At 55.3% G+C, this 14,173-nt stretch carries 11 protein-coding genes; all 11 read right to left on the bottom strand.

What is annotated here, in order from left to right; all coding sequences use genetic code 11:
- Positions 1-382: 382 nt before the first annotated feature.
- Complete coding sequence (locus BLR64_RS18335) at positions 383-1,345, bottom strand: D-alanyl-D-alanine carboxypeptidase family protein (protein ID WP_090716314.1); 963 nt, start codon at positions 1,343-1,345, stop codon at positions 383-385.
- 317 nt (positions 1,346-1,662) lie between these two features.
- Positions 1,663-3,567: a DEAD/DEAH box helicase gene (locus BLR64_RS18330; protein ID WP_090716313.1), complete on the bottom strand. Its 1,905-nt coding sequence runs from the start codon at positions 3,565-3,567 to the stop codon at positions 1,663-1,665.
- A gap of 407 nt (positions 3,568-3,974) precedes the next feature.
- On the bottom strand, positions 3,975-5,651 hold the full coding sequence (locus BLR64_RS18325) for an ABC1 kinase family protein (RefSeq protein WP_090716311.1): 1,677 nt from the start codon (positions 5,649-5,651) through the stop codon (positions 3,975-3,977).
- The gene (locus tag BLR64_RS18320; protein ID WP_244157756.1) at positions 5,652-6,038 is read right to left on the bottom strand and encodes a phasin family protein; all 387 of its coding nucleotides are present in this window, start codon (positions 6,036-6,038) and stop codon (positions 5,652-5,654) included.
- A gap of 103 nt (positions 6,039-6,141) precedes the next feature.
- The gene (locus BLR64_RS18315; protein ID WP_090716310.1) at positions 6,142-6,774 is read right to left on the bottom strand and encodes a ThuA domain-containing protein; all 633 of its coding nucleotides are present in this window, start codon (positions 6,772-6,774) and stop codon (positions 6,142-6,144) included.
- A 195-nt stretch (positions 6,775-6,969) separates the two neighbouring features.
- Positions 6,970-7,782 carry a uroporphyrinogen-III synthase gene (locus tag BLR64_RS18310; RefSeq protein ID WP_090716308.1) on the bottom strand — a complete coding sequence of 271 codons (813 nt, stop codon included), beginning with the start codon at positions 7,780-7,782 and terminating at the stop codon, positions 6,970-6,972.
- Between the two features lie 91 nt (positions 7,783-7,873).
- Positions 7,874-9,868 (bottom strand): methyl-accepting chemotaxis protein, encoded by a 1,995-nt coding sequence (locus BLR64_RS18305; protein WP_090716307.1) that lies wholly within the window; start codon positions 9,866-9,868, stop codon positions 7,874-7,876.
- Between the two features lie 236 nt (positions 9,869-10,104).
- Positions 10,105-10,500, bottom strand: a complete 396-nt coding sequence (locus tag BLR64_RS18300; protein ID WP_090716305.1) for a Fur family transcriptional regulator — start codon at positions 10,498-10,500, stop codon at positions 10,105-10,107.
- A gap of 76 nt (positions 10,501-10,576) precedes the next feature.
- Positions 10,577-11,671, bottom strand: coding sequence for a Ger(x)C family spore germination protein (locus tag BLR64_RS18295; RefSeq protein ID WP_167360719.1), 1,095 nt, complete (start codon positions 11,669-11,671; stop codon positions 10,577-10,579).
- Positions 11,668-12,771 carry a GerAB/ArcD/ProY family transporter gene (locus BLR64_RS18290; RefSeq protein ID WP_090716302.1) on the bottom strand — a complete coding sequence of 368 codons (1,104 nt, stop codon included), beginning with the start codon at positions 12,769-12,771 and terminating at the stop codon, positions 11,668-11,670. Before BLR64_RS18290 ends, BLR64_RS18295 begins: the two co-directional genes overlap by 4 nt.
- Positions 12,771-14,138 (bottom strand): spore germination protein, encoded by a 1,368-nt coding sequence (locus BLR64_RS18285; RefSeq protein ID WP_090716301.1) that lies wholly within the window; start codon positions 14,136-14,138, stop codon positions 12,771-12,773. The genes BLR64_RS18290 and BLR64_RS18285 overlap by 1 nt, the downstream gene beginning before the upstream one ends.
- Positions 14,139-14,173 lie beyond the last annotated feature (35 nt).

Raw genomic sequence — 14,173 nt, 5'->3', positions numbered from 1 at the left:
CTCTGCTGACTTCTCACAGCAAGCTTTACTCCGTCGTTCGGATTTTTTTTCCCTACTTGACGTCTGTGAGACCTCCCCGGGTAAGAGCGATAACTTTCCCCTCATCTATCTGCCACATTTACATCCTGGAATTCGGGCAGTATTGGACTTTGCTTTGTAGTGCAAGCTCGTCCGTCCCAGCATGCCTTCTATGTGATTTCTGTTCGTCAGACCGAGGGTTTGCCTCCGGCTTCCTTCAGATTCCGCCTCGCGGCGGACACCCTTGCCCTTGGCTAACAGTTCCTACTGCCAAGCCTGTAGCGGACTTTCACCGCCAAGTTATCGCCCATGCCGGGCGCACAATGAAGAACAGGCAGCCCCGGATACCGGAGCTGCCTGTTCTTTAATTCGATACCGGAACGGCATCGTAATATTCTTCCAGCGTAATGCCTCTGGCCGCGATATCAACAGCGATATCCTTTCCCACATAGCGGATATGCCAAGGCTCGTATTTATAGCCGGTGATCGACTGCTTGCCTTCGGGATAACGGATGATAAAACCGTATTCTGCAGCATGGTCTGCCAGCCAGTTGGCTTCCTTCGTTCCTCCGAAGCAGCTCTCTGCGGCACATTTGCCGTCGCTGCCGGATACATCAATCGCCAGCCCCGTCTGATGCTCGCTGTGGCCCGGAACAGCGCTGTAAGTGCGGGCCTTCTCTTCGCCGTCGCGTTTTACATAGTTATTAAACAGCGTGGTCTGCGTCTTCTCGGAACGGTAGGCGGACACACCGGCCAGATAAACGCCGTCACTCTTAGCGCCTGCGAACATCTTTTCCAGTGCAGCCGCCGCCGTCTTGCGCATCATCCGTTTCTCTATCTTCTCCGAGAAAAGAAACGGAACGTCCGGATAGACCAGATCCGCAGGCTTGTATCCGTCCGGCAGCTTGTACTGCTTATTAACCATGACCGTCACACTGTCCGGCTCGGCGGCAGTAAGCTCGGCATCAGCCGACCCGCTGCCGCCCGAAGGCTTGGCTGTTGCAGCCGGTTTAGCCGTTGCGGCCGGCTTCGCGGTTGGTGCCGGATCGGCCGGCTTGACTGAAGGCACTACTGTAGCCCCGCCGGCAGCCGGGGAGTCAGTCTGCTGTGGTTCAGCCGTGGCAACCGGTGTGGGCTCCGGTACTGCCGATGGCTCAGGGGAGGCCTCCGGCTGCGCGACCGGCGGAGCCTGAAGCTCATTGCCCGTGCCTGCAGAAGCCCCTTCTTCCTGTGAAGCTGAAGGCGACGGGGAGGTATATTTGCCGATTCCCCAGCCAATGGCGATAACGGCTATAAATAAAATGACAATTTTGGCGGTTCTGGACATATGCTGCTTCCTCTCAAGTTGTTTTTAATTGCTTAACCTGCTGCCCTGCGGTGAAATGTTATTTTCAATTTTCATTATAGACAAGCATTGCGTCCAAAATGTTTCAAAATATTAAACATACTGTAAGAACCCTGACTCCGCGAGTGAGCCCACATGGGCGGAATCAAGGGCAGAATTGCCTGATATTCCGCGCGCGGGCCGGCTTTGGGCGGAATCAATCCCGCCAAGAAACAGCAGAAAAAAATATTACCACAGGAACGGCCATACTACGCCGGCCGCCCCTGTGGTAACAAATTCCGATCTGAATCCAGGCATCTTTATCTGGATGAGCCGCGTCCGCCGCGTGAGCTGCCGGAACCGCTGCCGCGCCCGCCGCGGGCTGCCCCGCCGCTGCTCCGTCCGCCGGCATTGTAGCCGCCTTTACCGCCTTTGGCGCTGCCCTGGCTATAGCTGCCGTAGCTGCCTTTGCCGCCCTTGGCACCCGCACTATTACCGCTGCGGGAACCGCCTGCGCTGTTGCCGCCGCGTGAACCGCCGCCCTTGGCAGGCGGTGAAGCGCTCCATGCTCCCGCCTCATTGCTGCGGGCCACGTTCGCCCTGTGTTTCGGGCTGGCCTTAGCCCCGCCCGGATTATAGCCTTCGCCGGAGCCTGCGCCCTTGGACGCGCCATAGCTGAAGCCTCCGGCTTCCGCACCGCGTGCTACATTGGTGCTGTAGCCGCTGCTCGGGCCGCCGCCCGCTCTTGGCTTCGCCGCGCTGCGGCCGGCGGAGTCACCGCCTCTGCGCGCCGCCGCGTCATAGGCGCTGCGCTTGCCAGCGGACGCTTCCTTGCGGCCGCGGCCTTCTGCAGGCGAGTCCCAGCCGCCTGCTTCCTTGCCGCGCGCGCGTCCGCCCTGGCGCGCAGCGGCTTCCGCACGCGGCGCTCCGCCGCTGCGTCCCTGGCTGCGCCCGCCGCGCCCGGCACGGGCCGGCTCCGGCGCGCCGCTGCGGCGGCCGCCCCGCGGGGAGCCGCCTTGCACAGAGGTGAATTCGCCGACGCCGAATTCATCCTTCTCGTAGCGGCGGCGGTCCAGCCGCTGGGAAGTCCCGTGCTCGATCAGGTCGAGCAGGTTGTATTCACGCGGCGAGGCGAAGGTAATCGCCAGGCCTTTGCCGCCGGCCCGGCCGGTCCGGCCGATCCGGTGGATATAGCTGTCCGCATCCAGCGGCAGATCATAGTTGAAGACATGTGTAACCCCTTCAACGTCAAGGCCGCGGGCGGCAACGTCCGTGGCGACCAGCAGCTGCAGCTTTGCATCGCGGAACCGCTTCATGACGGCTTCGCGCTTAGCCTGCGACAGATCGCCGTGCAGCTCATCGCAGTCATAGCCGGCAGCCTGCAGTGCTTCGTTCAGCTTCGAAACCCGGCGCTTGGTCCGGCAGAAAATAATCGCCAGGTAAGGGCGGTCCCGCTCGATCAGCGCCTGCAGCGCCTCTTCCTTGTTGCGGTCGGAGCATTCCACGACCTGCTGGCGGATATTCTCCAGCGGAATGGAAGATCCGCTCTTGATGATAATGTCCAGCGGCTCTTTCATATAATTCGCAGCCAGACGTTTGATCGCATCCGGCATCGTAGCCGAGAACAGCATCGTCTGGCGGCGGTAAGGGACGGACGTAATAATCGTCTCCACATCCTCCAGGAAGCCCATATGCAGCATCTGGTCTGCTTCATCTAGCACGAGCATTTTCACGCCGCCCAGGTCCAGCGTTTCGCGGCGCAGATGGTCCAGCAGTCTGCCCGGAGTCCCGATAATCAGGTGCCGTCCGCCTTCCAGCTTCCGCAGCTGCTTCTCCACATCCTGTCCGCCGTAGACGGCCAGAATTTTCACGCCTGTATGACGGGCAAGCTTGCGCGCCTCTTCCGTAATCTGCAGCGCCAGCTCACGCGTCGGCGCAAGAATCAACGCCTGCGGATAAGCCGCCTCTACCCGGATCTTGTCCATTATCGGCAGCAGAAAAGCCAGCGTCTTCCCGGTTCCCGTCTTCGCTCTGGCAATGACGTCCAGCCCCTGCACCAGTGGCGGAATCGCTTCCTCCTGTACCGGCGTCGGCTTGACGATGCCTTGTCCTTTCAGCAAATCACTCAACACTTCTGAAACTCCCAATCCTTTAAATCCCGACAATTGCTCCACCTCACTCAATTTGTTAATTTGTCCTGTTACCCATAACCTATAGGCATCCATGTCCGGAGTAATGTACTCAAATTCCCTTTAGGGGCAAACAAAAGCGGAAGAACCCGCCTCCACGGGTCCTTCCGTCCCTTGTGCCGCCCTATGCCCACCGGAAGTGCGGTCAAAGTACGGTTTCTGGGGCAGCAGCGATCCACCGGACATTCATGACGGCATTCCTTTTGCGTTCCATTACACTCTATACAATAGTCTGTCCGGCCTGCAGCTCCCGGAAACAGTAAGCCAAGTAAAAACGGCTTTGCCCGTCCTGAACAGGACGGTATCCGTTTCTGCGCGAAATATAAGGATAATTTATCGTGTAGAACATATACATTCTTATATTTTCCGAAAGTTATCCTTCTTATTGTACTTGATCTTGGTGTCTTTGTGTAAATTGCTTGAAAATAATAATGAAATACCGGCTAAAACCGCCCCGACTTGAAAATCGACAGCAGCAGCCAGATGACCATCAGCAGCGCAATGACCGAACCGATCTCGACAGTGGGAAAATCCCACAGCAGCGACGGCTCGCCGCGCAGGGAAGAGCCGATAATCAGGCCGGCCATAATGATGCTGAAGGCCAGCAGCACAATGCTGAACGACAGCCGGTTGCCCACCCGGCTGAATTTGTGCTCCAGATCTTTAAGCTCCGGCAGTCCGACCTCAACCTTCAGCTTGCCGCTGCTGATCAGCGCCGACAGCTGGCGGGCCTGGGAAGGCAGCTCAATCAGGCTCTCGGCCAGATCGGCTACGCCGCCAAGAATCTTGCGCTGCACCCGGGTGCTGCTGAAGCGCTGCTTCACCAGCTGTTTGCCAAAAGGCTCGGCCATCTGCACAATACTGAAGGCCGGGTCCAGATTGGCCACAACCCCCTCAAGCGTCAGCATCGTTTTGCCGAGCATTGCCAGGTCGGGCGGAATAACCAGCCTGTGCTTTCTGGCAATGCCGAACAGATCATTCAGCGCCTTGCCGATGCTGACCTGGTTGAACGGGATATCATAATACGACTCACGCAGCCGGTCCATGTCATCCCGCAGGGAGGCGCGGTCGGCATTATCGGGAATGACTCCCAGACGCAGAATAGCCCGTACCATGGAGTCGGTATTCCTGCGCATCAGCGCAATTACCAGGGCAGACAGGCTGTCCTTCATTTCTTCACTGAGCCGCCCGACCATTCCGAAATCAATGAGCGCCAGCTTGCCGTTGTCCAGCAGCATCACGTTGCCGGGATGCGGATCAGCATGAAAGAAGCCGTGAATAAAAATCTGGTCCAGCATCATTTCGACCAGCTGCTGGGCAATGGTCTTCAGCTTCTGCCCCCGCGCAAGCAGCTCCTCCCGGCGGTTCAGCGTAATGCCGCTGACGTATTCCATCGTCAGAACTCTGGCCGAGCTAAAGTCCCAGTAGATTGCCGGAATCGCTACTTTTGACTTGGCCTGATCCGGCTGCTGGGCAGCAATACGCTCCGCATTGCGGCCCTCCTGCGCGTAATCCAGCTCAGCCAGCAGGGAGCGCGAGAACTCCTCGGTCATCCGGGCCAGCCCGTATTGCTTGGCCCAGTCCAGCTTTTTCTCGGCCAGGATGCTTAAATCCTGAAGAATTTCAAGGTCGCGGTGCATCGTGCGTGTGACACCGGGACGCTGTATTTTGACCGCCACATGCCGGCCCCCGTGCAGCACAGCCCGGTGAACCTGGCCGATCGAGGCCGCCGCAAGCGGCGTATTATCAAAGGCTTCAAAAATATCATGCAGCGGCTGGTCCAGCTCCTGCTCCAGAATACTGCGTGCAGTCTCCGCCGGGAACGGCGGTACGCTGTCCTGCAGCTTGACCAGCTCGGCAATAATGGATTCAGGCAGCAGATCGGAGCGGGTACTGGCAAGCTGCCCCAGCTTAACAAAGGTCGGACCCAGATCCTCCAGCACCCGCCGGATGCGTTCTCCGAGCGTCAGGGCTGCGTGGGCCTCATGCGTCATAATCCGGCGCGGCAGGGACAATACGTGGTAGAGACCCAGTTCCTCCACCATATAGCCGAAGCCATGACGCATAAGCGCCATGGCAATGGTCCGGTACCTCCCGGCATGTCTGATTCGTACTGCCATTTAATCCGTACGAGTATCCGTAATAAGATCTTCAGTGGAACCGGGAGAATCAGAGACTGGGGCCGGTGCAGCATCAGCAGAAGGACCTTCCAGCTCGGCTACACGGCGCTCCAGAACAGCAATCCGTGCCTCCAGCCCGGCGATATCGCTCTGCACAGGCACCTTCAGATCCTTGAGTACCCGCTGAACCTGCTCCTGCACGGCTGTCTTGAACGCACCGCGTTCTTCTTCGCCGCGCTCCACAAGCCGGTCAATCAGCGCTCTGGATTCAGTGGGAGCCAGTTCCCCGCGTTTCACCAGTTCATCTACTACCTTCTCAACCTTTTCCTTGCTGACAATGGTGAGGCCTACTCCTAATGAGATTGCTTTTTTGAACAGATCACTCATCGCTATTTCCTCCCAAAGATTGCAGTTATGGATAAAGTATACCCCTTGACGGCCTATTTCACAAAATTTAGGCTGCAAGGGGCATGGTTACTCTCAAATGTGGTTATCTTGGAATGCGCGCCGCCCAGGTGGCCGCCCCCAGAATCAGCTTGCGGACCGCAGGATGGCGGAATGTGGGCTCATGATGGCCGGGCATCAGGAATACAACCCGTCCCTGCCCGTAGCGGTGGCACCAGGCCGCCGGATAAGTCTCTCCGTCAACCTCGTATTCCAGCAGCACGGTCTTTTCGGTAAACGGATCGAACTCGAAGCGGTAAGGCTCCTCGTCCAGCTTGAAATCTTCAATGCCTTCTGTAATATCATGCTCATGCACTTTGAAGTTCAATGGAGCATACGGCGGATGGGTTGTGAATCTCGCTCCGATCAGGCCGGCCAGCTCATAGCGTTTGGCCAGTGAAATACCGGTATGCAGCACGATCAGCCCGCCCCCTCCGCTCACATAACTCAGCAGACCTGCGGTCTGCTGTGGGGAAACCGTCTCGTTCCACAACTCGTTATAAGCTATACATAAATCGTATCCTGCCAGATGCTCACCGAGCATCAGTTTTTTATTCTCCGAACACTGAACGGTCAGCAGGTCGTTCAGAATTTCACCGATTTGCTGATCCACACCCTGCAGCGGGTGGAAACGGGGATGGGTGTAGTCGCCCAGGAGCAGGCATTTTCTCTTGTCCATAGGGATCCTCCTTCATGATTCTGTCCACATAATTTGTCGTATACGTTGCTACTATTCTAAGGAAAACTGCCAAGGATGTCCATGATGACACTAGGTAATCTCATAGAACCCGCACATGAATAACGCCGGCCGGCGGCAGCGTCCGCCAAAACAAATCCCGCTCCGGCAGGAGCGGGAACAACACTCTTTACTCGCCTAACGGCCTGCGACCACATAACGCCCCAGCTCGACGAACATGCTGCCCATCCGTTCGTGCTCAGGCATAATGATTCTCTGTACGCCTTCCTCCTTCAGCGCCTGGGAGGTGATCTTGCCTACAGACACCGCCAGCACCTCACGCTCAAAAGCCTCCAGCATCTGCGCAAGCTTCCCCTGCTCCTGTGCATACTGTGACAAGAAGCGGAATTGCGGCGCACTGGTGAATGCTACAGCGTTCACCTTCGCCTCAAGAATCTCGGTAAGCAGCAGCTCCAGCGCCCCCGGCTCAGGCGGAGTATGGCGGTAAGGCTGTACTTCCCGGACCGAAGCTCCGGCTGCCTCCAGCCAGGCAGTCAGCCGGGGAGCAGGTTCTCCATGCAGCTGCAGCACAACCTCCTTGCCCGCAAGATCGAATTCCTGCAGGCCGCGGATCAGTCCGCTGGTGCTTCCGTCATCATCACGCACCACAGGCACAAGCCCGCGCTTCTTCAAGGCATTGACGGTCTTATATCCCCGGGCTGCAATGGAAGAAGCAGAGAGCACCTCCAGAAAACGGCCGCCGAGTCCCATATCCTCAGCCATGCCAAACAGCGCATCCAGCCCCATCCCGGTAGTCAAAACCGCCCAGTCAGGCGGCTGCTGTGTCCAGGAGTTCAGCCCTTCACGCAGCGCCCCGTCATCCAGAAAAACCGTCCCCTGGGCCGGGCGGAGCAGCGGGATGCCGCCCATATTCCCGACCAGCTTTGCCATTTCCTCCGATTTGCGCGGACCCGCAAGGGCAACGGTAATCCCCTTCAATTGCTCTGCCATAATCTTCGCTCCCCCTCGTTAACCCTGCATTGTTGTCTACCAGTATACTTGCAAAGGGTGTAAAAAGAAAAGCGCCGTGAAAGCTATTTCTTCATTGTTTCTTCTTTGCGGAATGCAGATTGAAGCGGCTTACCAGCTTCTGAAGCTCCTCGGCCAGATGGCTCAAATTGGCCGTCGATGACGAAATCTCCTGGACGGCTGCAAGCTGCTCCTCGGCTGCGGCAGAGATTGTCTCGGTATTCTCGGCTGCCTCCCTCGAAATGCTACCGATCTCGCCGATCGCCCGCTCCATGCTGACTGCTTCTGCCGCCAGGGTATGCACTGCTCCGCCCATGGCTTCAATCTTCTCCGCCGCTCCTTTCACTGCCCTGCGGATCCGCGAGAAGGAACGTCCGGTGGTATCGACTGCCATAATGCCGTCCGATACCCGGTTCTTGGCATCTTCCATCGTTGCCGTTGCCTGCTTCATCTCCGCATTAATGGAGGAGATCTGCTCCGAAATCATCCGTGCCGATTTCTCCGATTCTTCCGCCAGCTTGCGGACCTCGGAAGCGACGACGGCGAAGCCGCGCCCCTGCTCGCCTGCCCGCGCCGCCTCAATAGAAGCGTTAAGGGCAAGCAGATTGGTCTGGCGGGATATTCCTGTAATGACACCGACAATGCCCTGAATCTGCTCTGTGCGTATGTTAAGCTTATCGATTACAGCCCCAAGCTCCTCCACAGTCTCATGTATGCCATTGATTTTGTCTACAACGCTGATTACCGATTCATTCCCTTCTGCAGCGGACAGTGAGGTCTTGTCCATCATCCCCGATACCTGTTCCATGAAGCCGGAAATACTCTGGACTTCACTTGCAGTAGCCGCTGCGCTTTCCGTCCCTTTGTCTATGCTGTCCACCTGGCGCTCTGTGCCGGCGGCAACCTCCTGGATGGCTACCGTAACATGCTCAATGGCCCTGGTGGTCTGGTCAGCTCCGGCAGCCAGCTCCTCGGCCGAGGAGGATACCTCATCAGTCATCTCCTGCACACTGATAATCATCTCCCGCAGGCTTGCAACCATCGCCCGGAAATGGTCCGCGAGCATACCGATCTCATCCCGGCGGAACGCCCCGATATCCTGTGAGAGATCCCCCTCTGCAATTACTGCTGTAGCTTTACGGAGACGGGCCAGCGGACGCAGAATGGACTGCACATTAATGTAGATCAGGAGCAGTGCCAGTGCAACCGAGATGCCAATGACCAGAAAAGCCGTTTGCCGTATCTCCTCAGTCGCACCGGATACCTCACTTTTATCAATCGTGCCTCCGATTCTCCAGCCGGTCAGCTCATTTTGCATAAACGTCATTTTTTTGTCTAAATCTTTGTACACGTAATCAAAAGAACCGGTTTCTGCCTCGAACATCTTTTTGATGAACGGCTCGGAGGATTCCTGCCCGATCTGTTCTGTCGGATGCACCAGAAACTTCTTGCTACTGTCCACAATGAAGATATAGCCCTGCTTGCCCACTTTGATGCCTGTAAGCTCTGCCAGTGCCGACAGGTCCAGATCAAGAGCCACTACCCCGTTCCCGCCCTCCAGCACAGCTGAAATGGCAATTGCCGTTTCATTATTCACGGTCTGAAAAGCAGGAGAAATGACGATACCGCCGCCGTTCTTCAAGGCGTTCACATAGGAATTCTCTTTACGCGGGTCATAGCCTTCCGGACGATCAGCTTCAGAGGCATGCAGCGCCCCGGCACGGCTGGTTCCCACATAAACATCCAGCACATCCGGATGCAGCGCCGCATATTCCTTCAGCCGGGCCGTAATGCCGGCCGGTGCCCCTGCAGCTTCTGCATTGATCTCCTCAGCAGACAGCTGGGCCGCGAAATACTTGATATCATTTATTTTGGATCCGATGTTGGCATTGATAATTTCATTAACTGCTGCAACACTCTCGGCTGCGTTATTCACCAGCTGTTCTTCCACTTTACCGCTGGCTGATTCGTAGGTCTGCCAGCCGATAATCAGGCTGGGGGCCAGAAGGACTAGCAGGTATGTAAGAGTAAGCTTCATACGGATGTTTACATGGAATCTTTTGCCCAATGCGGTTCACGCTCTCTTTCGGTTAGGTCTTAAGTATGAGTTGTTTGCCATGTTATATAATTATATATCGCAGGGAGTAATTCCTTTATTTCAGCTGTATATGTCGTTATTCTTCTATAATAACTGAGGATTTTTATATAAACGCAACAAAGACCGCTCTATGAAAGCGGTCTTTTGTTATATCTGGATTATTCAACTGGAAATCGGCGCTCTGCCGGACAAAGCCTGTTCAGGGTCTAGTTCAACGTTTTGTTCCTGCATGCCGGACATACTCCGCCAAAGACAACATGGGCATGGGAAAGGGTATATCCTGTCTCCTCCGCTACACTGTTCATCCATTCCTGCGGCACATGGGTCATCACTTCATCCACCGCACCGCAGACCTCGCACAGGATATGCTGATGGTCGTCCATCCGCGCATCATATCTGCTCGCAGCCTCCCCCAGCTTCAGCTCACGGATCATCTGTTTATCGGCAAGATAGCGCAGGGAGTTGTAGACAGTCCCGTAGGCAAGGTTATGTCCCTGCTCTACCAGCCGGTTCATCACCTCTGCAGCAGTCGGATGGTCATGCGAATTACGGACGATATCATAAACGGCTTGACGCTGTGAGGTTAAATTCAGGCTTCTCATCATTATCATCCTTTAACTTATTTTTAGATCAAGTATAAATCCTGTAGCCACAAGCGTCAATCGGACCACCCGTATTTTACTTGATCAGCCCGGAGTATTTAACTCTGACAGCAGCGGTAACCTCGAATTTCAGATCAGGATACAGGGCCTCCCAGTCTCTTGCTTCCGTTTCGTTGTTCCAGTGCCTTGTCCCGTAGCGCAGTCCCCACCCGAAGGGATCCAGCCGCTTGTCCTTGATTTTTTCAAGCAGCGCTTCAACTGACTGTTTCAGCTCTTCCCCGCCTGCTTCCGATATTTTCTCCAGCAGAGGATGGGTGATCAGCTCCTGGGTACTGTTCTCCTCCACAATGCCCTTAATCTTAATCTTGTAGCGGATAACCGGCGCTCCTGTGGATGCTGTTGTGATTTTGTAGTTGGAGGTGCTGCTCTCCGTATAGTACTGGAACTCGCTCTCGTCCACCTTAGCCGGAAAATTGGTCTTCAGGTTAGGCCTGGTCAGGAGGTTGAACAGCCGTGTCTCCTCAGGATTAAGCACAAGCTGAATCTTATGTTCGTCGAGAAGGGCAATCTTGTCTATCTGGAACCGGGTCTCACCTTCTGCTTCAATAATCGGCAGAATCGGATCCTTGCCCTGCTCATACATATCCCTCATCAGCTTGTAGGAATAGACACTGGCGATAAAGGGCGACTCCGTTCCCTCTCCGCTCATGGCCATAATCAGTGAGTTGGAGGGAATCCGCTCGGATGGGGGCTTGACCTTAAGCACATCCAGTCCCGCCGGACGCCCTATGGCAAAGTTAAGAATCAGCTGGATATCCCTGCGCCGGACCGCCCAGTCCAGAATATGCCTGATATCCCCCACGGCCAGTTCTTCACCTATAACAATTGATTTGCAGTGCACATAGTCCAGTTCCTTCTCCACCTTGGATTTCATCAGGCGGAGCGCCTCGGAGATGCTGTCTGATTCCTCTGTAACAATCAGCATCTTCTCATCAATCTTGGTTACTTCCCCCTGGGGAACCGCCAGCTTCAGGCTAACCTTAAAGGCCTTCTCCTCCCCGGGATCAATACCGATGGCCACCACAAAGATCCGCCGGTCAATATCCTTGTATTCGCACCCTGTTGTAAGACACAACAGCACAATTCCTGCGTACAGCAGCAGCTTTCTCACGCATTCCGCCTCCTGTAAGCAACCGCATAGCAATAGAACAGAAGCATAATCATGAACAGCTCTCCTGCCCAGCGCGCATACAAAAACACCACACCGAACTGATTAAGCTGATATTGGTCAAGCCCCATGAAGGCAATGGTAATTCCGCTGAACAGAGCGAGAGCAGACAAATCCCTCCATAGTTTCGTTCTCGCCTTTGCCTGTTTGCGCGAACGGAACAGGCCGGTAAGCAGCTCCTTGCCGACATGCCAGTGGACCGTTACGCTGACCAGGGAGAGTGTGAGATAGGCAAAATAAAAAACAAACAGCATCCGTTCTACTATAAAAGTGTTGATCCGGATACTGTCGGCTGTAGAAAACCAGGTGTACACATGCCTCTCTACGCCGATTGTCCCGAAATAGCCTATGGGCACATAAAAAGTCAGCAGCAGCACAGCCAGCCCGTTAACCGCAAAAATCCAGCTGTGCTTCATCTTAATCTTAGGCAGCACCCGGTTAAAAACAACCATGTTGAAATAACCGCTGAAGGAGAAGGTGGCAGCAGCGATGCTTTTCCAATCAGGCGCATGGGCAGAATAAGTCACGATCTGCAGCACCGAATCCCAGCTGAAATCGGGATTGACCAGTGCTTTAACAATGGCGTACACAATCAGAGGCAGAATGATCGCCAGCATCATTTCCATTCCGTACAGAACGGACAGGGAATCCATACGTGCACAGAAGCATACCAGCACCAGAAAGCTGAGGATTACGAGATGCGGGCCTGTATCCGGACTGACAAAGCGCAATGTAATGTCCACAAAAGACAGGATCGTTATCAGCCCGGCAACACACCAGAGGGAGGAAAACATAATCATCAGCGGAATAATTACCCCTTTAGGCAGGGCGGTTTCGAGAATATCCTGAATGCCTTTGCCCGGAAACTTTGCGATCAGGAGGGTAAAGACAGACAGAAAGACGGTCCCGAGAACAGTTGCAACAAGGATCGATGTCTGCGCCCCCTTGAAACGGGCGTCCAGCAGCTCCCGCGGAACAAAGTTCAATATGTTAAGCAGGCTGTTCATCAAAAACATCCAATACAAGTAACGGTTCTGATTCATCAGCTACCGCCGCCTTTCTTGCTGTCGGAAGCCCCCAGGCTGTCCAGAACGAACATTTTGAAATAAGGCTGCCCGAAGCTGCGCTGGCTGCACAGATACATGGTGAACCCGACCAGGCAGACAACGACACCCACCAGTCCGACTGCTGCAGCTGCCATAACAAACAGATATTTAAGCACACGGATAGAAAAGCTCATCATATTCAAAGGGATCATGAAATTGGATATAGCGACCACCGACACCAGGATGATCATAATATTGCCGACCAGTCCAGCCGCCGTTGCCGCCTGACCCAGAATAAGGCCGCCTACCGTCGTAGCCGTAGGTCCGATGGCCCGCGGCAGCCGCAGGCTCGCCTCCGTCAGAAATTCCATCATGATCAGCATGAGCAGCACCTCCACAAAGGAGGGATAGGGTACGGTTGCCCGGCTTCCGGCAATCAGCAGGGCAATTTGCACCCTTATAATCTCCGGATTATAGGAAGTGAAGGCCACATAAAGCGCGGGCAGCCACAGTGTCATCGCTACCCCCATAATGCGCAGCAGCTTCAGGAAGCGGCCGACGAAGGGAAGCTGAATTTTATCATCCATCGCCACAAAGAAATCATTAAAGATTACCGGCAGAATCATTGCGAAGCCCGTTGTATCCAGCAAGATGGCAATTTTGCCCTCTGCCAGATTGAAGACCACCCGGTCGGGCCGCTCTGTTACTATCGTTTTGGGAAAAATGCGTATTTTATCACTGCTGATGTATTTCTCCAGTTCACCCGAAGCCTGCAGCATATCTATCCGGAGTGTCTGCAGTCTCTGCCGCAGCTCTTCGAGCACCTGATGATTCACCCTGCTGTCATCGTACAGGATAGCCGCCTTCGTTCTGGAGATATTTCCGAGCAGCATCGACTCCATCTTCAGCTCCGCTGACTGGTACCGCCTGCGGATAAGGTTCAGATTCACGGCCAAATTCTCTGTGAGCGCATCTGACGGCCCTTGTGTGATGCTCTCCGTCACCGTCTCGCTGACACCACTGGTCTCCGCCTTCAGCGCATCAAAGAAAATCAGCCGCCCTTCCACCTCTACACAGGCATAACCGCCCAGCATCAGGTCCATCGCCTGCTTGCCGTCCTCAACGGCCTTGCTGCCCGGGTAGTGCGCCAGATATTCGGCAAAGGCCGCCGGATCATTCATTTCATAAAAGACTGCAATAATGCTGCGGTTAATGATCTGCGGGTCGGTGATGCTTTTGATAAACAGCAGCCTGCCCGTTCCCGACGCTGCGGTTAGTTCCCTGTTCTCCAGATCAGCGAAGTTGTCCAGCTTCTCCTTGATCCCCTGCACCGTTACCTCATCCGGTTTTTGCTGTGCCGGCATCCCTACTCCCCCTCAGCCGGATTTCTCCGGAAGTT

It is taken from the genome of Paenibacillus typhae, assembly GCF_900099765.1.
In the GTDB taxonomy this organism is placed as follows: Bacteria; Bacillota; Bacilli; order Paenibacillales; family Paenibacillaceae; genus Paenibacillus_AQ; species Paenibacillus_AQ typhae.
The sequence above is the reverse complement of the archived record's forward strand: the minus strand, read 5'-3'. Positions and strand labels throughout refer to the sequence as shown.

Bases quoted from the DNA above. Each gene is read 5' to 3' on its own strand.
- BLR64_RS18335 (WP_090716314.1), bottom strand. From the start codon at position 1,345: ATGTCCAGAACCGCCAAAATTGTCATTTTATTTATAGCCGTTATCGCC.
- BLR64_RS18330 (WP_090716313.1), bottom strand. From the start codon at position 3,567: ATGGATGCCTATAGGTTATGGGTAACAGGACAAATTAACAAATTGAGT.
- BLR64_RS18325 (WP_090716311.1), bottom strand. From the start codon at position 5,651: ATGGCAGTACGAATCAGACATGCCGGGAGGTACCGGACCATTGCCATG.
- BLR64_RS18320 (WP_244157756.1), bottom strand. From the start codon at position 6,038: ATGAGTGATCTGTTCAAAAAAGCAATCTCATTAGGAGTAGGCCTCACC.
- BLR64_RS18315 (WP_090716310.1), bottom strand. From the start codon at position 6,774: ATGGACAAGAGAAAATGCCTGCTCCTGGGCGACTACACCCATCCCCGT.
- BLR64_RS18310 (WP_090716308.1), bottom strand. From the start codon at position 7,782: ATGGCAGAGCAATTGAAGGGGATTACCGTTGCCCTTGCGGGTCCGCGC.
- BLR64_RS18300 (WP_090716305.1), bottom strand. From the start codon at position 10,500: ATGAGAAGCCTGAATTTAACCTCACAGCGTCAAGCCGTTTATGATATC.
- BLR64_RS18290 (WP_090716302.1), bottom strand. From the start codon at position 12,771: ATGAATCAGAACCGTTACTTGTATTGGATGTTTTTGATGAACAGCCTG.
- BLR64_RS18285 (WP_090716301.1), bottom strand. From the start codon at position 14,138: ATGCCGGCACAGCAAAAACCGGATGAGGTAACGGTGCAGGGGATCAAG.